Consider the following 17,968-nt stretch of genomic DNA (forward strand, 5'->3'; position numbering starts at 1 on the left):
GCAGGAGATCCACCCGCCCGGCACCTTTGCCGGCGATGGCGAATTCACCTCTTTCTATGTCGCCGCGCTCGAAGATGGCCGTCAGCTTCGCCTGCCGATCCGTGGGCTGGCGGATGGCAATCACGCCCTCGCCTCGCTGATCGTCAACCAGGCGAGCTTCCTCGTCCTCGATACGCTCGCCGAAAGCCTCGCCGAAAAGATCAGGTCCATGCGCATCGATGTCGTCGCCGGCCTGCCGACGCTCGGCCTGACGCTGGCCGCCGCCGTGGCGCAGAAGCTCGGCCATGACCGCTATGTTCCGCTCGGCACCTCACGCAAATTCTGGTATCGCGACGAACTCTCCGTTGCCCTGTCTTCGATCACCACGCCGACACAGCAGAAACGCCTCTATATCGATCCACGCATGCTCCCACTGCTTCAGGGACGGCGCGCCGCACTCATCGATGACGTCATTTCCAGCGGCGCCTCGATCGTTGCCGGCCTGCATCTGCTGATGGCCTGTGGTATCGAACCCGTCGTCATCGGTGCGGCTATGCTGCAATCGGAGCGGTGGCGCGACAGCCTCGCAGCCGTCGGGCCACAATGGATCGCGCGCACCGTCAGCGTCTTCGCAACGCCCATTCTGGAGCGGAATGCCGCCGGCCGGTGGCAGGCACCACCAGCCTGACGCGAGATGTGAGGATTGTTCAATCCTGACCTGAAGGCGCCTCTGTACAGCGCATGAGGAACGATTACAGTCCGCCTGATCGATGAGACAACGGACCCGCCCATGTTCGAGCAAGCATCCCTGCTGATCCTTCTGCTGGCGATGCTCACTCTCTTCTCGCTCGATCGCATCCGCATCGAGGTGGTCTCGATCGCCGGCCTGCTTGCCGGCTATGCGCTCGGCCTTTATCCCGCCGACCAGATCTTCACGGGCTTCGCCAGTCCCGTCGTCATCACCGTCGTCGAGATCCTGCTGATCGCGTCCAGGTGCGCGCGCGCGCCAGGCTCTTCGACAGTCTCGCCGCCCGTTTCGCGGCCACAAGACCCTCCGACTTCACCGTCATCGCCGGCACTTCCGCACTCGCCGGCTTCATGTCCATCTTCATGAACAATATCGGCGCCTTTGCGATCACCTTGCCGGTGGCGCTACGCCTCGGCGCAGCCCTGAAAATCCCCCGCCGCCAGCTCGTCATGCCGGTCTCGTTCGCAGCCCTGCTCGGCGGTCTCGTTTCGCTGATCGGCACCCCGGCGAACCTGCTCGTCAGCGATGCGCTCGCCAAGGCGACCGGAACCGGCTTTCGCTTCTTCGATTTCGCCTATGACGGCCTGCCGGTCGCCATCGCGGGAATTCTGCTCATCGCCTTTCGCGTGCAGCGCCTGTTTCCGGAACCCGACGAAACACCGGTGACGACCTCCCCGGCCGCGCGCCGCGTCGTCGTCGAGCGTTACATCCCTGATATCTCGCCACTGATCGGCGTGCGGCTTTCCGATTGCCCGGTGCGTTTCGGCATCAAGCCGCACGCGCTGATCCGCGGCGATAATTTCGTCTTCGGTCCGCTCGACCAGTCGGTGATCGAACCGGGCGACGTGCTGCTTGCCGAGGGCGCCGATGCGGTCTTTGCCGACCTTGCCGCCACGCAGGCGCTGATGGCCGATGCCCATCCGCATGGCCTGCAGCCGGATTTCACCCATGTCGAAGCCGTCGTCATGCCGGAAAGCACGTTGGTCGGTTCGCGCGTCCGCTCGCTCGAAATCTTCCACCGTCGCGGCATAGCGGTCACCGCCCTTTCCATGCGCGCGCCACGCATCGAGGGCCGCTTCCTCGACCTGCAATTGTCGATCGGCGATATATTGACACTGGAGGGGCCGCGCCCGGCGATTTCAGAAGCGTTGGAGGAAAGCGAGTGCCTGCCGCTCGCCTCGACAACACCGGCCGAACCGGCGCTCCTTTCCTGGCGGCCCTTCGCGCTCTTTGCCTGTGGCGTCGCCGCCTCCGCGGCCGGCCTGCGTCCCGACGTCGCTTTTGCCGTCGTCGTACTCGTGCTCGCTCTGCTCAATCATCTGAACATCCGTCGGGCGATGGCCGATCTCAATTGGCCGATCATCATCATGCTCGCGGCGATGATCCCGATCGGCCAGGCGGTGGCGAGCACCGGAGCGGCCGAAACCATCGCCAGCTGGCTCAGCCTCGTCGTGCCGATCACCCATCCGCTCATCGGCATGGCCCTCATCCTCTTCCTCGCCATGGCATTGACGCCTTTCGTCAACAACGCGACGGTCGCGATCGTCCTGACCCCGATCGCTCTGGAATTCGCAAGAGCCGGCCGGCATGCGCCGGACGCCTATCTGATCGCGGCCGCCGCCGGCGCCTCCCTCGATTTCCTGACGCCCTTCGGCCATCACAACAACACACTGGCAATGGGCATCGGCGGCTACCGCTTCGGCGATTTCCTGCGCGCCGGCTGGCCGCTTGCCGTCACAAGTTACGGCCTCGCCCTGCTTCTTACCGCTCTGTTCTGGCTGTGATGCATTACCCGATCGGCTTGACTTCCCCAGCAATGAAACTAGAGCAGGAAGTCTTCACCCAATAATTAAGGACAGTCGAGCGCCGTGCGAATTCTCTCCGAAGCCCATTTCCCGGAATTGCCGAACTATTATCGCGGCAAGGTGCGCGAGAATTACGATCTTCCGGACGGACGCCGCATCATTATCAGCACCGACCGGCTGAGCGCTTTCGACCGCATTCTCACCTGCATCCCCTATAAAGGCGAGGTACTGACGCAGACGGCGCGCTACTGGTTCGAGGCGACGAAGGACATCTGCCCGAACCACGTTCTCGACTATCCCGATCCGAATGTTGTCATCGGCAAGCGGCTCGACATCCTGCCGGTCGAGATCGTCGTGCGCGGTTATCTCGCCGGCACCACCGGCACCTCGATCCTGACGCTTTATAAAAAGGGCGAGCGCGAGATGTACGGCATGCGTCTGCCCGATGGCATGCGCGACAACCAGATCCTGCCCGAACCTGTCATCACGCCGACCAGCAAGGAATTCGACGGCGGCCACGATGAACCGCTGACGCCGGCCGAAATCGTCACGCGTGGCCTTCTGACCAAAGAGCAATGGCAGACGCTGTCGACATATGCGCTCGCCCTCTTTGCTCGCGGCCAGGAGATGGCGGCGAAAAACGGGCTGATCCTGGTCGATACCAAATACGAGTTCGGCACCGACGGTGACGGCAACATTATCCTCGCCGACGAGATCCATACGCCGGACAGCAGTCGCTACTGGCTTGCCGAAAGCTATCCGGCAAGCTTTGCCGCTGGAAAACGCCCGGAAAGTTTCGACAAGGATTTCGTCCGCGCCTGGGTGGCGGAGCGTTGCGATCCCTATAAGGACGAGATCCCGGAAATCCCCGCCGAACTGATCGAGCAGACCTCGGCCGTCTACATCAAAGCCTACGAGGCGATAACCGGTGAGCGCTTCGTTCCCGACAATAGCGGCGAGACGCCGCTTGCCCGTGTCCGAACCAACCTCGCCCGCTATTTCCCTTGAAATCGCGGCACACGAAAGCCGCCGGGCCGATCATCGGCTTGCAGCATTTCGTCCAATAGCGCTAGAGCGCCGCGCGCCCGAAAGGACGCGCTAAGGACGCTCTATCACTTTGAATCGGCGCATAATCCTTTCCGAAAATCGATTCCGATTTTCGGGCTTATGCGCTAGCATTGGCAAAAAGGGGTATCGGGCTCGGCCCGGCGGGGAACAGATGACAAGAAGGCCAAGACGCAAGGCCGAGGAAACGCGAGAGGACATTCTCTCCATGGCGGAGATGCTGTTTCGCGAGCGCGGCTTCGTTGCTGTGTCGATCGCCGATATCGCCGGCGCGCTCAACATGTCGCCCGCCAATGTCTTCAAGCATTTCCGTTCCAAGGTCGCGCTCGTCGATGCGATCGCCGGACGCCATCTCGACGATGCTGCCGAGCGCTTCGCAGCCTTTGATGGGAACCTGCCGCCGAGGGAACAACTGCTCCGCTTCATCCTGCGCCTGCTGGAGAGCCACCTGCAGGACATCCAGAAGAACCCTTATATCTTCGAAATGGTACTCTCGACGATCGAAGCCAAACTCGAGGCCGGCAATCGCTATCGCGCCCGCATCGAAGCGAAGCTCGGCGAGATCATCCACGAAGGCATGGCGGAGGGACGTTATCATTGCCGCGATGCCGGGAGTGCGGCACATACCGTCGCAGACGTCCTGGCCTGCGTGCTGCACCCTGTCCTGATCGCCCGCGACGACAAGGAGACGCTCGTGCGCCGCGCCGAAAAAATCGTGTGTTTCGTCGATGCCGCACTGCAAAATAGCGCTTGCTAAGTGATGATTGCTGAATTACGTCACTTCGTAAAGCTTTTCTTAAATTCGGATAACGGCATTTGGAGCGAACTCAATCCTGACGCTTATATAAGCCTGCGCTTGGTCAAGCCGAGCCCGCAGGCCCGAGCTCGTAGATTGAACGGCGATTGCCACCGCACAGGAATTCAGCATGATACGGCGTGCCCTCCTCATCTCCTCGGCCCTGGCATTCGCAGCCCTTGTCGCCGCCTGCAGCGACAATGGCTCCAAGCCGGCCGGCAATGCGGGCGCAGGCGCGGCACAGCAGGCTGCCCCCGTCGGCGTGATTGCGCTGACGAAGGGCACGTTCCCAATCACCACGATCCTGCCCGGCCGCGCCGAGACATTTCAGACAGCCGATATCCGGCCGCAGGTCAGCGGCCTCATCCGTGAGATCGCCTTCAAGGAAGGCGGCGAAATCAAGAAGGGCGACCTTCTCTACCAGATCGAGGATGCACCCTATATCGCCATCGTCGAGCAGGCCAAGGCGGCTATCTCCAAGGCGCAAGCCAGCGTGCCGAGCGCTGAAAGCAATCTCGACCGTTATCAGCGCCTCGTCGGCAGCGGCGCCACCCAGATCGAATTCGAAACAGCCAAGACGACGCTGCTCCAGGCCAAGGCCGAAGTCGAGTCGGCGAAGGCCGCGCTTTCCGCGGCACAGATCGACCTCGACCACACCAGGATCGTCGCCCCTTTCGATGGCATCATCGACCAGACGGCCGTTAATGTCGGCAACGTCGTCTCTGCCAACCAGACGACGGCGCTGACGACGATCCGCCAGCTCGATCCGATCTACATCTCGCTGACGGAATCGAGCACCAACCTCTTGAAGCTGCGTGATGCGATGGCCGCCGGGGACATCAAGGGCGAAGCCAATGTCGTCTTCCACCTGATCCTGGAAAACGGCAAGGAATACAACCAGCAGGGCAAGCTGGACATGTCGAAGCAGGTGGTCAGCGAGACCACAGGTACCTTCATCATCCGCGTGCTCTTTCCCAATCCCGACCGTATTGTCCTGCCCGGCATGTATGTCCGCGCAACCGTCGAGCTTGGCGCCGAGGCCGGTTATGCGCTCCCGCAGCTGGCGACAAGCCGTGACGCCAACGGCCGGCTGACGGCACAGTTCGTTTCCGCCGACGGCAAGGTCGAAACCCGCGCCTTCGAGAACAGCTCGCCCTCCAACAATTCCTGGCTCGTGACCGAAGGCATCAAGGACGGCGATCAGTTGATCGTCAGCGGCCTGCAATCGATCACCTCCGGCATGCCGGTGAAGCCGGTCCCGATGAAGATCAATGACAACGGCGTGATCGTGCCTGCCGAGCAGCCCGCGGCCGGTGACGCGCAGAAGCCTGCAGCGAAGTAATCGCTGAAGCCCCGCATCGTCACCGTCTCGTCGCACAGGAACAACCGATGGCCAAGTTTTTCATCCGACGTCCGATTTTCGCCTGGGTCATTGCGATCACCATCATGCTCGCCGGCCTGCTGGCGATCTTCATGCTGTCGATCTCGCAATATCCCGACATCGCCCCGACGACGGTTCGCATCAACGCCACCTATCGCGGCGCCAGCGCCGAGACTGTCGAGAAATCGGTGACGACGATCATCGAGGATGGCATGACCGGCCTCGACGATCTCACTTATATGACCTCGACCTCATCGACGGGTTCGGCCAGCATCCAGCTCACCTTCGGGACGAGCGCCGACCCCGATATCGCCCAGGTGCAGGTGCAGAACAAACTGCAGTTGGTTCAGTCGCAGCTTCCAAGCGACGTCATCGATGCCGGCATCAGCGTCACCCGCTCGACCTCGAGCATCCTTCTCGTCGGCTCGCTTGTTTCGACCGACGGCAAACGCAACTCGGTCGACCTCGGCAACATCATGTCGACCTCGATCGAGGATCAGATCCAGCGCCTGGAAGGCGTCGGCAGCATCAATGTCTTCGGTTCGGGATACGCCATGCGCGTCTGGCTCGATCCGTTCAAGCTCTTGAAATACCAGTTGACGCCGAGCGACGTGACGTCAGCCATCCAGGCGCAGAACACCCAGGTCTCCGTTGGCTCGCTCGGTGCCCAGCCGACGATCCCCGGCCAGCAGATCAACGTCACCATCACCGCTCAAAGCCAGCTGACCACCGTCGCCGATTTCGAGCACATCATCCTGAAGGTCGAAAAGGACGGCGCGACGGTGCGCCTGAGCGACGTCTCGCGCATCGAGATCGGTCAGGAAAGCTACGGCGGTAGTTCGCGGTACAACGGCCAGCCATCGACCGGTTTTGCCGTCAACCTTGCGATCGGCGCCAACGCAATAGATACCGCTGCCCGTGTGCGCTCCGCCCTGGAGGTCATCGGCCGCGGCCTGCCGGCAGGTGTGGAGATCACCTATCCCTACGACACCACGCCGTTCGTGGAACTGTCGATCGAGAAGGTCGTGCACACGCTGATCGAGGCGATCGTGCTCGTCTTCGTGGTGCTGCTCGTCTTCTTGCAGAATCTCCGTGCGACGCTGATCCCGACGATTGCCGTTCCCGTGGTGCTGCTCGGCACCTTCGGGGTGCTGGCGGTCACCGGTTACTCGATCAATACCTTGACGATGTTCGCCATGGTGCTGGCGATCGGTCTTCTCGTCGACGACGCCATCGTCGTCGTCGAAAACGTCGAACGCATCATGTCCGAAGAAAAGCTCTCGCCGCTCGAGGCAACGGAAAAATCGATGGGCGAGATCACCGGCGCCATTGTCGGCATTGCGCTCGTCCTGACTGCCGTCTTCATTCCGATGGCCTTCTTCGGTGGTTCGACCGGCATCATCTATCGCCAGTTCTCGATCACCATCGTCTCGGCCATGCTGCTGTCGGCGCTCGTCGCCCTCGTGCTGACGCCCGCACTTTGCGCCACGATGCTGAAGCCGGTCGGCGAACACAGGAAGCACCGTGTCGGCGACTGGTTCAACCGCAACTTCACGCGCTCGACCAACGGCTATATCAGCGCCATCGGCTATCTGCTGAAGCGGCCGATCCGTGTCATGCTGGTCTTCCTCCTGGTCGGCGCCGGCTGCGCTTATCTCTTCACCCGCCTGCCGAGCTCCTTCCTGCCGCAGGAAGACCAGGGCGTGCTGCTGACCATCGTCACCACGCCGCCGGGTTCGACCACGCAGCAAACCCAGGCGGTCGTCGAGAAGGTCGAGAAATATTATCGTGAAAACGAGAAGGACGCCGTCGATTCCGTCTTCGGCGCGCTCGGCTTCGGCTTCAGCGGTTCCGGCCAGAACAGCGCCATCGTCTTCACCAAACTGAAGGATTTCGCACAGCGCACCGATCCGACGCTGAGCGCCCAATCGGTCGTCAACCGTGCGCTGCGCAGCTTCTTTGCGATCCGCGAGGCGCAGGTCTTCGCGCTGCTGCCGCCGGCGATCCAGGGGCTAGGTGTGTCGAGCGGCTTCTCGATGTATCTCGTCGATACCGGCGGCCACGGCAACGACGCCCTGACGGCAGCCTCCAAGCGGCTGATCCAGATGGGCAACACGTCGGGCAAGATCGTGGCGCTGCGCAGCAGCAACAAGGAAGTCGAGCCGCAGATGCGCATCGTGCTGGATCAGGAGAAGATCGGCGCCATGGGCGTCGACATCGCCTCGGTCAACTCGATGTTGTCGATCATCTTCACCGGCCGCGACGTCAACGACTTCACGCTGAATGGCGAGATCAAGCCGGTCTACGTCGAGGGCGATGCGCCCTTCCGCATGCAGCCGAGCGACCTCAACCACTGGTACGCCCGCAACAATGACGGCGAAATGGTGCCCTTCTCCGCCTTTACCCGCACGGAGTGGGTGAAGGGCGCGCCCTCGCTTGCCCGCTTTAATGCCGTCAGCGCCATCCCGCTCGACGGCGCGTCCGCTCCCGGAGTTTCCTCCGGCGATGCGATGAACGAAATGGAAGCCCTGACCAATGACCTCGGCGGCGGTTATACGGTCGCCTGGCAGGGCATATCCTATCAGGAGCGCCTTTCCGGTTCGCAGGCACCGATGCTCTATGCGATCTCGGTTCTCGTCGTCTTCCTCTGCCTGGCTGCGCTTTACGAAAGCTGGTCGATCCCTTTCTCGGTGATCATGGCGGTGCCCGTCGGTATTCTCGGGGCACTGACGGCGGCAACCCTCTTCGGCCAGGCGAACGACGTCTATTTCAAGGTCGGCCTGCTCACCACTATCGGGCTGGCGGCGAAGAATGCGATCTTGATCGTCGAATTCGCCAAGGATCGTATGGAAAGCGGCATGGGGCTCTACGAGGCGACATTGGAAGCCGCGAGATTACGCCTGCGGCCGATCATCATGACTTCGCTTGCCTTTATTCTGGGCGTCGTGCCGCTGGCGATCGCGACAGGCGCGGGCTCGGCGGCGCAAAACGCCATAGGCATTGGCGTTCTCGGCGGCATGCTGGCGGCGACGATGCTCGGAATTTTCTTCGTGCCGTCGTTTTTCGTCGTCATTCGACGCATCTTTGCCACACGCGGCAAAAATGCGGCAGGACTGTGATATAAATGCACTGTGATAATGCAGTTGCCGTTGCTACATTGCGCCCGACTGCTTCGGAATGGTGTTTTTGGTAGAACGAGGCGCGGCGGCCGATAGTGAAGCATGAAGCTTTGGACAAGAATTGACTTGCTCGAGTACAGGATGAAATGAATGGTATCTCTTCGTTTTGCCACACCGGCATTATTGTTATTGTTGTCGGGCTGCGTTGTGGGCCCGGATCATGTTCCTCCTGAGATGCCGCTGCCCGCCAAATTCGGAGAAGGCGGAGCAAAAAGTGTCGGCGATGTTGCTACCGCAGCCTGGTGGACCGCCTTCAACGACCCCAAACTGAACGGCTACGTCAAGGCCGGCCTCGATCAGAACCTGACAGTTCAGCAGGCGATCGAAAGAATCAATGCAGCTTCCGCAAACGTCACCACCGCCGGCGCCGGCGGCCTGCCGAGCCTGACGGTCGGCGCCTCGCAGACGGTCAGCGGCCAGAAGGGCGAGCTGCGCACGCAGCTCGACACGCGCAACACCAGCGCCGGCGACGTCCAGCTGAGCTGGCTGCTCGATCTATTCGGCCTCTACAAGCGCAGCACGGAAAGCGCGCTCGCTTCGCTCGATTCCGCTTACGCATCGGCTGATGTCGCCAAGCTGACCCTCGTGCAGGATCTTGTGTCGAGCTATATCGACGTTCGCTATTATCAGCAGCGCCTGGCGCTTTCGAAGGCCAACCTGAAGTCTCGTCAGGAAACCTACGAACTGACCAAGTTCCAGCTTGAAGCCGGCGCCGCCTCGCGTCTCGACGTCGTTCAGGCCGAAGGCCTGGTGCAGTCGACGCTCGCCGAAATTCCGGGCCTTGAAACCAACATCCGCATATCAGCCCATCACATTGCCACGCTGCTCGGCCTCCCGGCCTCGGCACTCGTTGACGAACTGCTGAGGGGCGCCGGTCAGCCGGTATTCCGCGGCGGCATCAACTCCGGCATTCCAGCAGACCTGATCCGCAACCGTCCCGACATCCGGGTCGCCGAGCGTGATCTCGCCGCCGCAACGGCCAATATCGGTGTTGCCCAGGCGCAGCTCTATCCGAGCATCTCGCTCAGCGGCTCGATCTCGCCATCCTACATCAACCAGCGCGGCATCCATGGCGGCCTGACCCCCTGGTCCTTCGGTCCGACCCTCAACCTGCCGATCTTCGACGGCGGTCGCCTGCGCGCCAACGTCAAGTCGGCGCAGTCCGATGCCGCCACGGCCTACCTCAACTGGAAGTCGACAGTGCTGACCGCAGTCGAGCAGGTCGAAAACGCGCTTTCGGCCGTCCGGCGCGATGCCCGCACCGTCGCGGCACTTCAGGCCCAGGTAAAGACCACGCAGGAAACACTCGAACTTTCCACAGCGTCCTACAAGGACGGCGCCTCTTCGCTGCTCGACGTTCTCGACGCTCAGCGCCAGGTTTCGCTTGCCCAGGCAAGCCTTGCCGCAGCGGTCCAGCAGACGGCCAGGGACTACGTGTCGCTGAACATCGCAGTCGGCGGTGGCTTCGCCCCCGGCGGCAAGACGACCGCACCGGCGGCGAAGGTTGTGGCTGTCAAGGGCTGACAGCTGCTTCAATCGATCTGAGGAATACAAAGCCTCGCGATCGTCTCGCGGGGCTTTTTCTTGCCGGCAGCATGCCGCAATCGAATAATTGCGCATAAGTTGAATTCGGATTCGACAGGCGGAAAAAGCCGAGCTACTAACCTGGTTAAACGATTAATCAGAGTGGTCGTCGATCATGACTGCATCGCGTCAGGGACCGAACCTCAGCAGGATAGCGACGTCGCTTGGCGTCTCCGTCGCCACGGTCTCCAATGCGCTTTCCGGCAAAGGCCGGGTCTCCGGCCAATTGGTCGAAAGAATACGCGAGCATGCGGCCGAGCTCGGTTACGTCCCGAGCCAGGCCGGCCGGGCGCTGCGGACCGGCCGCAGCGGCGTTCTCGGCCTGGTGCTGCCCGACATTGCCAATCCGCTGTTCCCGAAGATCGCCCAGGCGATCGAATTCGCAGCCTCCGCCGCAGGTTACGGCGTGCTGATCGCCGATTCCCGCGGCGATGTCGCCGCCCAGACCGAGGCGATCAACCGGCTGGTCGAGCGCGGCGTCGACGGCATGGTCATCATTCCCCGTCGCGCCACCCGCATTTCAGCCGTCACCTGTCCGGTCGCCATCATTGACACTCCCTCGACGCCTGGAAGCACGGTTGCTGCCGACCACTGGCAGGGCGGGCTCGAAATCGCCGGCCATCTCGCGGACCTCGGCCATCGCCGTGTCCTCATCATCGGCAACAATCAGGAATCCAACGTCCAGAATGACCGTACCGGCGGCATCCGCTCCGGCCTGCGCCCGGGCATGCATTCGGAAACCCTGTGGATCGACCGGCTGGAGCAGGAGAACGGCAGTGGCTGCCCGCTCGGCCTCGCCGAAAAAGTCAGGCAGGGTTTCACCGCCTTCGCAGCCCTCTCCGACCTGCAGGCGTTGCGGGCACTGACGGAGTTGCAGCAGGCTGGCATCAACATTCCCGCCGATGTCAGTGTCACCGGCTTCGATGACCTCATCTGGTCGCCTGTTGTTACGCCGTCGCTGACGACGGTCCGGATGGACATGGAGAGGATTGCCGAAATTGCCGTGTCGGCGCTGGTGGATACCATAAAAACAAGCGGCATCCGGGAGGGCGTGCTCGTTACCGCGAAGATTGAACGCGTCGCCATGCAGCTGATCGTCCGCCAATCATCCGGGCCTGCGAAACCGGCACAAAAGACTTCAGAGATGGAGAATATGTAAGATGAAAAAAGCTTTCATTGCCTCGGCAGCACTCCTCCTCGATACCGCGCTCGCCTTCGATCTGCCGGTTGCCGGCGCGGCAACCCTCAAACGGTTCGGGTGAAATCATGGGCGTTTGGATCGACACAGACATGGGCTTCGACGATATCGCCGCCATTCTGGTGGTGGTACAGTCTGAATTCGAGATCGACGGCGTATCACTGGTCTTCGGCAATACGCCGCTGCCGCAGGTGAGAATGAATGCCGCAGGTGCAGCCAGTGCCTTCGGCTGGAAAACACGGGTCGCGCCATGCCTGTTCTCGGCAAGCTCGAAACCGCTCAGGCGATCCTTGGCGAAACCGGCATCCCGACGTCAGGCAAGAGCCTGCCGCAGGCGGCTGCCCTTGCCGAAAGCGATGCCTTTGCAGCACTCTGCCACTGGCTGGGGCGCGAAGGCCAGCATCGCATCCTGGCGCTCGGCCCGCTCACCAACATCGCCGCCGTGGCGCTTGCTCGACCCGATCTTGCCGCCCGCATGACCGAACTCGTCTGGATGGGCGGTGGCCTCACATCAGGCAACCATACGGCCTCCGCCGAATTCAATGCGCTCGCCGATCCCGAGGCCCTGTCGATCGTCATCGCCCACGGCTTGCCGCTGCGCATGGTCGATCTCGACCTCTGCCGCAAGGTGCTGGCAAGACCCGAGGATGCCGAGCCGGTGCGCCATGCCGGCGGTGTCAATGCCGAACTCATCGCCGATATGTTTTCGGGTTATATCCGCATCGGCACCAGCCGCGGCCGCCCTGCCATGGCGATCTACGACCCTTCCGCCGCGGTCGCCTTCGTCACTCCAGATATCGTCAGCTTCCGCCCCGCGCGTATCGACGTTGAGCTGCAGGGTGCCCTCACCCGTGGCCGCACCGTCGTCGAGACCCGCGCCACGCATGCGACCTTCAATGCCCAATTCGCCGCCGACATCGATGCCGACATGGCGCGTGTCATCATTCTCGCCGCTTTGGTCAACGAGGCCCGCAAATGACCGCCATCCCTCGTCAAGAACCCGCCGATCTCAATGATCCCGCCTTGCGCGCCCGCGCCGTCGCTGCTGCGCGCGGCGACGCCCCTTTCGACATGCTGATCACCGGTGGCCGGTTGCTCGATGCGGTGACAGGCCTAATCCGGGAAGCCGATGTCGGCCTCGTCGGCGCGCTGATATCAAGCGTCCATGCCCCGGCAAGCCGCACTGATGCCGTCGAGATCATCGATGCCTCGGGCAGCATCATGACGCCCGGCCTGATCGACACGCACATGCATGTCGAAAGTTCGATGGTGACACCGGCCGAATATGCAAGCGCCGTCCTGCCGCGCGGCGTCACCACGATCGTCTGGGATCCACATGAATTCGGCAACGTCCACGGGCTCGACGGCGTGCGCTGGGCGATCGAGGCGGCGCGCTGCCTGCCGCTGCGCATGATCCTGCTCGCGCCCTCCTGCGTGCCCTCCGCACCGGGCCTGGAACTTGCCGGCGCCGATTTCGATGCCTCCGTCGTCGCCGAGATGCTGCGCTCCTCCGCCGTCGACGGCATCGCCGAAGTGATGAACATGCGCGGCGTCATCGACGGCGATCCGCGCATGACGGCCATCGTCAATGCCGGCCTCGCCGCCCGCAAGCTCGTCTGCGGCCATGCCCGCGGCCTCGAAGGCGCCGATCTCAACGCCTTCATGGCATCGGGCATCACCTCCGACCACGAACTTACCTCCGGTGCCGATCTCCTCGCCAAGCTTACCGCCGGCCTGACGATCGAGCTGCGCGGCTCGCACGACCATCTGCTGAAGGAGTTCGTCGATGTGCTGAACGGTCTCGGTCACCTGCCTCCGACCGTCACGCTCTGCACTGACGACGTCTTTCCCGACGAACTCCAGGAAGATGGTGGCCTCGACGACGTCATCAGGCGCTTGGTGCGCTACGGCATGAAGCCGGAATGGGCCATCCGTGCCGCGACTTTCAATGCCGCACAACGTCTGAAGCGCACCGATCTCGGCCTCGTCGCCGCCGGCCGCCGCTCCGACATCGTGCTCTTCGACGACCTCATGGAATTCCGGGCACGGCTGGTCATATCAGGTGGCCGCATCGCTGCCCGCAATGGCAGCATGCAGGCTGCCGTCCAGCAGATTGATACGGCGCCGCTTGTCAATTCGGTGAAGCTGCCGCCGCTGACTGAGAATGATTTCCGCATTCCGGCGAAGGGCGAGCGCGTCCGCGTCGCCACCATCGACCGCCCGCGCTTCACGCAATGGGGCGAGGCCGAAACCGAGGTCAGGGACGGTTTCGTCGTTCCGCCGGCGGGCAGCGCCATGATCGCCGTCGCCCATCGCCACGGCAAAGCCGATGGTACCCCGCGTATCGGCTTCCTCACCGGCTGGGGTGAGTGGCGCGGCGCCTTCTGTACCACTGTTTCGCATGACAGCCACAACCTCACCGTCTTTGGCGGCAACGCGCGCGACATGGCGCTCGCCGCCAACGCCGTCATATCAGCCGGCGGCGGCATGGCGGTCGCCACGGACGGCCGAATCGAGGCGATCCTGCGGCTGCCGCTCTCCGGCCTGGTGACGGATGCATCGCTGAAGGAGACCGCCTTGGCCTTCGTCGGCATCCGTAAGGCAATGGAAAAGATTGTCGACTGGAAACCACCCTATCGGGTCTTCAAGGCCTGCTTCGGCGCAACGCTCGCCTGCAATGCCGGCCCGCACCAGACTGATCGGGGAATTGCCGATGTGGTGACGGGGAAAGTGCTTGAGAGTCCGGTGCTGGAGGTTATGTAAGCAGAGACGCACAGACTGTATACAAAGGGGCGTGCGTCCCGCCACCTCAAACTCCAGCTAGACCTTCAATTCCCGCTCGACCAACGCAACCCAGTAAGCGGCCCCATAACCAAGCGCTTCATCGTTGAAATCATAAGCCGTGTTGTGATGCAGCGCGCCGTCCACCGCCGGGCCGTTGCCGAGCCAGACGTAACAGCCCGGCGCATTCTGGGCGAAGAAGGCGAAATCGTCGCCCGCCGTCGACGGCGGAAAACTTGTCTGCACCTTCCCGCCAAACACCGAGCCGGCCGCCGCGAGCGCCCGCATGGTCGCATCCGCGTCATTGATGACAGGCGGAATCCGCCGTTCGAATGCATAGTCCACGGTGATGCCGTACATAGCTGCACTACCCTGCGCCAGACGTCCGATCTCGGTCTCCAGCTGATTACGCACATCAGGCGAATAGGCCCGCGCCGTCCCGCCGATCTCGACGATATCAGGAATGACGTTCAGCGCCTTCGGGTCGCCCGCCAGCAGGAAACAGGCGCTGACGACGGCCGGCTGCAGCGGATCGACCACCCGTCCGACGATCGTCTGCAGCGATGACAGGAAGGTGCCGGCGGCCGCGATCGGATCGCGGCCGAGATGCGGCTTGGCGCCATGCGTGCCCGTCCCGCGGAAGGTCATGCGCCAGCTGTCGGAGGAGGCAAGCTGCGGTCCCTCGACCACGGCGATCTCATCGACCGCAAGCCCAGGCATGTTATGCAGCCCGTAGACGGCATCGCAGGGAAAAAGCGTAAACAGCCCCTCCTCGACCATGCGCCTTGCTCCGCCTCGCCCTTCTTCGGCCGGCTGGAAGATGAAATGCACCGTGCCGGAAAAATCCCGCGTCACAGCAAGATGCCGCGCAGCGCCGAGAAGCATCGCCGTATGGCCGTCATGGCCGCAGGCATGCATCTTGCCGGGCGCGGTCGATTTATAAGTCCGCTCCACCATTTCAGGCATGGCAAGCGCATCCATATCGGCACGCAGCCCGATCCTGCGCGAGCCGTTGCCGAGCTGTAGCGTGCCGACCACGCCGGTGCCGCCGAGGCCGCGATGCACCGTGATACCAGCTTCTTCGAGAAGCCTCGCGACAATGCCGGCGGTACGCTCCTCCTCGAAACCGAGTTCGGGATGCGCGTGCAGGTCGCGGCGCATGGAGGTCAGAAACGGCAGATCATCCTTGATCCGGGCGGGAATGCTCATCGGGCAATGGTCCTGAGGCCTGGATATCCTGTCATGCGAAACGGGCGCCCAACCGGCGCCCGCATCAGATCATTCTTTGTTTATCAAACGGCCCACAAGTTCAACCCCAGAACAGGATGATTTTAGGCCGGACCAAAAATCTGAATCCTGTTCTCAATTAAAGAGTTAGAGCGTGATGTCGTCCGAAAACCGCTCACACTTTCGGCATCATGCTCTACGCCTCCTCGACGAACACCTCCTCGCGCTTCTTCTTGACGCTCGGCAGGAAGACGACGATCAGCACGGCAACCGCAATGGCCAGAAGAATGGCACTGATCGGCCGCGTGACGAAGGTCGTCGGATCACCACGCGACAGGATCATGGCGCGCCGGAGGTTCTCCTCGAGTAGCGGCCCAAGCACGAAGCCGAGCAAGAGCGGCGCCGGTTCGCAACGAAGCTTTGCCAGCACATAGCCGATGAGCCCGAAGAAGGCGACGGCATAGAGATCATAGACGTTAGCGTTGACGCTGTAGACCCCGATCGAGCAGAAAGCCATGATGACGGGGAAGAGCACGTAGTAAGGCACGGTCAAGAGCTTCACCCAGAGCCCGATCAGTGGCAGGTTGAGGATGACCAGCATCAGGTTGCCGATCCACATCGAGGCGATGATGCCCCAGAACAGCGCCGGCTGCTCGGTGGCGACGTTCGGACCGGGCACGATGCCCTGGATGATCATTGCGCCGATCATCAGCGCCATGACGGGATTGGCCGGAATGCCGAGCGTCAGGAGCGGAATGAACGAGGTCTGCGCACCGGCATTGTTTGCCGATTCCGGCCCTGCGACGCCGGCAACCGCACCCTTGCCGAACTCCTCCGGCGTCTTCGACATCCGCTTTTCCACCGTATAGGAGGCGAAGGAGGCAAGGATGGCGCCACCGCCCGGCAGGATGCCGAGCGCCGAACCGATCGCCGTACCGCGAATGACCGGCGCGATCATCTCCTTGAACTCCTGGCGGGACGGCAAAAGGCCGGACACCTTGGCCATCAGCACCGTGCGTGTCGACTCGCCCTCGAGGTTGCGCAGGATTTCCGCCACCCCGAAGACGCCGACGGCGAGCGCCACGAAGTTCAGCCCATCGGCATATTCGCGGATACCGAGCGTGAAGCGCGGCGTGCCGGTATAGATGTCGGTACCGACGAGACCGAGCAGTAGCCCGAGCGCCACCATCGCCAACGCCTTGACGACAGAGCCGTGCGCGAGAGCGATCGAGGAAACAAGGCCGACGATCATTAGCGAGAAATATTCCGCCGAACCGAATTGCAGCGCGATTGCGGTGAGCGGCGGCGCGAAGATCGCGACGAGAAAGGTCGACACGGTGCCGGCGAAGAACGAGCCGAGCGCCGCGATCGCAAGCGCTGCCCCCGCCCTGCCCTTGCGGGCCATCTGGTAACCGTCGATCGCGGTGACGGCCGAGGAAGATTCGCCCGGCATGTTGATCAGGATCGCCGTCGTGGAACCACCATACTGCGCGCCGTAGTAGATGCCGGCGAGCATGATGAGCGAGGAGACCGGCTCGAGCTGGAAGGTGATCGGCAAGAGCATGGCGATCGTCGCCGTGGCGCCGATGCCGGGCAGCACGCCGATCAGCGTGCCGAGCAGCACGCCGATCAGGCAGAAGAACAGGTTTCCCGGAGTGCCGGCTGTTGCAAAGCCGAGCGCGAGATTGCTGAAAAGATCCATCATCGTCTCCTAGAACCGGACCCAGGGGCCGAAGCGCTCGAACGGCAGCCCGAGCCCGTAGCTGAAGACCGCAACCGAGAAGATAGTCAGCAGCAGCGAGAGGATGATCGCAAACACCACGTTCATCTTTTGCGATGCGAAGCAGGCGATGAAGGCGGTGAAGAACAGCGCCGGCGCAAATCCGAGCCCCCGCACCGTCAGCCCGAAGAACACCGGCGCCGGCAGAATGAAGAGCATGCCGCGCCAGGCAAACGGGTCGATCGGCTCGCCCTCTACGCGGAGAGCCTGAGCGAAGATGATCGCGCCGAGAAGCACGAGCACGCCGGCAAGCACCAGGGGAAAATAACCGGGCCCCATGCGCACTGTCGTGCCGAGGTCGAGCCCCAGCGACTGGATAGCGAAGAAAGCACCGGTCGCGACGAAAAGCGCGCCGCAGATCGCATTGGTGGTATCGAAACTGATGGATTTCATGGTGTCTCCTGGGGTTGGAGATGGCTAGTGACGCGCTGCTGATGCGATTGCC

11 protein-coding genes and 2 pseudogenes (1 of these 13 only partly in view) are annotated in these 17,968 nt (G+C 62.5%); 10 read left to right on the top strand and 3 right to left on the bottom strand.

The window, feature by feature from the left end; genetic code table 11:
- From U5G49_RS17600 to U5G49_RS17645, 10 genes and pseudogenes are all read left to right on the top strand, one after another.
- Nucleotides 1-667 carry the 3' portion of a phosphoribosyltransferase gene (locus tag U5G49_RS17600; RefSeq protein WP_112904873.1) on the top strand. It extends 20 nt beyond the left edge of the window, so only the last 667 of its 687 coding nucleotides appear in the window; its start codon lies beyond the left edge, outside the window; its stop codon occupies nt 665-667.
- Nucleotides 668-769: 102 nt separating this feature from the next.
- Nucleotides 770-2,511 (top strand): annotated as a pseudogene (locus U5G49_RS17605) (SLC13 family permease).
- An 84-nt stretch (nt 2,512-2,595) separates the two neighbouring features.
- Nucleotides 2,596-3,540: a phosphoribosylaminoimidazolesuccinocarboxamide synthase gene (locus U5G49_RS17610; protein ID WP_018445869.1), complete on the top strand. Its 945-nt coding sequence runs from the start codon at nt 2,596-2,598 to the stop codon at nt 3,538-3,540.
- Nucleotides 3,541-3,751: 211 nt separating this feature from the next.
- Entirely contained in the window at nt 3,752-4,354 is a 603-nt protein-coding gene (locus U5G49_RS17615; protein WP_112904877.1) for a TetR family transcriptional regulator, read from the top strand.
- 169 nt (nt 4,355-4,523) lie between these two features.
- Complete coding sequence (locus U5G49_RS17620; RefSeq protein WP_193445286.1) at nt 4,524-5,735, top strand: efflux RND transporter periplasmic adaptor subunit; 1,212 nt, start codon at nt 4,524-4,526, stop codon at nt 5,733-5,735.
- Between the two features lie 47 nt (nt 5,736-5,782).
- Entirely contained in the window at nt 5,783-8,893 is a 3,111-nt protein-coding gene (locus tag U5G49_RS17625; protein ID WP_193445285.1) for an efflux RND transporter permease subunit, read from the top strand.
- A 150-nt stretch (nt 8,894-9,043) separates the two neighbouring features.
- Entirely contained in the window at nt 9,044-10,477 is a 1,434-nt protein-coding gene (locus U5G49_RS17630; RefSeq protein ID WP_113544453.1) for an efflux transporter outer membrane subunit, read from the top strand.
- Nucleotides 10,478-10,652: 175 nt separating this feature from the next.
- Complete coding sequence (locus tag U5G49_RS17635; RefSeq protein ID WP_193445284.1) at nt 10,653-11,696, top strand: LacI family DNA-binding transcriptional regulator; 1,044 nt, start codon at nt 10,653-10,655, stop codon at nt 11,694-11,696.
- 107 nt (nt 11,697-11,803) lie between these two features.
- Nucleotides 11,804-12,714, top strand: a pseudogene (locus U5G49_RS17640) (nucleoside hydrolase).
- On the top strand, nt 12,711-14,498 hold the full coding sequence (locus tag U5G49_RS17645; RefSeq protein WP_193445283.1) for an adenine deaminase: 1,788 nt from the start codon (nt 12,711-12,713) through the stop codon (nt 14,496-14,498). Before U5G49_RS17640 ends, U5G49_RS17645 begins: the two are co-directional and overlap by 4 nt.
- Nucleotides 14,499-14,555: 57 nt before the next feature.
- On the opposite strand, the gene U5G49_RS17650 is transcribed toward U5G49_RS17645, so the two are convergent.
- The 3 genes from U5G49_RS17650 to U5G49_RS17660 all read right to left on the bottom strand — a co-directional run bounded on the left by U5G49_RS17650 (nt 14,556) and on the right by U5G49_RS17660 (nt 17,916).
- Complete coding sequence (locus U5G49_RS17650; protein WP_193445282.1) at nt 14,556-15,725, bottom strand: M20 aminoacylase family protein; 1,170 nt, start codon at nt 15,723-15,725, stop codon at nt 14,556-14,558.
- Between the two features lie 214 nt (nt 15,726-15,939).
- Nucleotides 15,940-17,445: a tripartite tricarboxylate transporter permease gene (locus tag U5G49_RS17655; protein ID WP_193445290.1), complete on the bottom strand. Its 1,506-nt coding sequence runs from the start codon at nt 17,443-17,445 to the stop codon at nt 15,940-15,942.
- A gap of 9 nt (nt 17,446-17,454) precedes the next feature.
- Entirely contained in the window at nt 17,455-17,916 is a 462-nt protein-coding gene (locus tag U5G49_RS17660; protein WP_193445281.1) for a tripartite tricarboxylate transporter TctB family protein, read from the bottom strand.
- Nucleotides 17,917-17,968: the final 52 nt, after the last annotated feature.

Origin of the sequence: Rhizobium indigoferae, from assembly GCF_034554815.1 — a bacterium.
Classification (GTDB): domain Bacteria; phylum Pseudomonadota; class Alphaproteobacteria; order Rhizobiales; family Rhizobiaceae; genus Rhizobium; species Rhizobium leguminosarum.

What these genes read in the sequence shown, in the direction of transcription:
- U5G49_RS17615 (WP_112904877.1), top strand. Translation starts at nt 3,752, where the DNA reads ATGACAAGAAGGCCAAGACGCAAGGCCGAGGAAACGCGAGAGGACATT.
- U5G49_RS17620 (WP_193445286.1), top strand. Translation starts at nt 4,524, where the DNA reads ATGATACGGCGTGCCCTCCTCATCTCCTCGGCCCTGGCATTCGCAGCC.
- U5G49_RS17625 (WP_193445285.1), top strand. Translation starts at nt 5,783, where the DNA reads ATGGCCAAGTTTTTCATCCGACGTCCGATTTTCGCCTGGGTCATTGCG.
- U5G49_RS17630 (WP_113544453.1), top strand. Translation starts at nt 9,044, where the DNA reads ATGGTATCTCTTCGTTTTGCCACACCGGCATTATTGTTATTGTTGTCG.
- U5G49_RS17635 (WP_193445284.1), top strand. Translation starts at nt 10,653, where the DNA reads ATGACTGCATCGCGTCAGGGACCGAACCTCAGCAGGATAGCGACGTCG.
- U5G49_RS17645 (WP_193445283.1), top strand. Translation starts at nt 12,711, where the DNA reads ATGACCGCCATCCCTCGTCAAGAACCCGCCGATCTCAATGATCCCGCC.
- U5G49_RS17650 (WP_193445282.1), bottom strand. Translation starts at nt 15,725, where the DNA reads ATGAGCATTCCCGCCCGGATCAAGGATGATCTGCCGTTTCTGACCTCC.
- U5G49_RS17655 (WP_193445290.1), bottom strand. Translation starts at nt 17,445, where the DNA reads ATGGATCTTTTCAGCAATCTCGCGCTCGGCTTTGCAACAGCCGGCACT.
- U5G49_RS17660 (WP_193445281.1), bottom strand. Translation starts at nt 17,916, where the DNA reads ATGAAATCCATCAGTTTCGATACCACCAATGCGATCTGCGGCGCGCTT.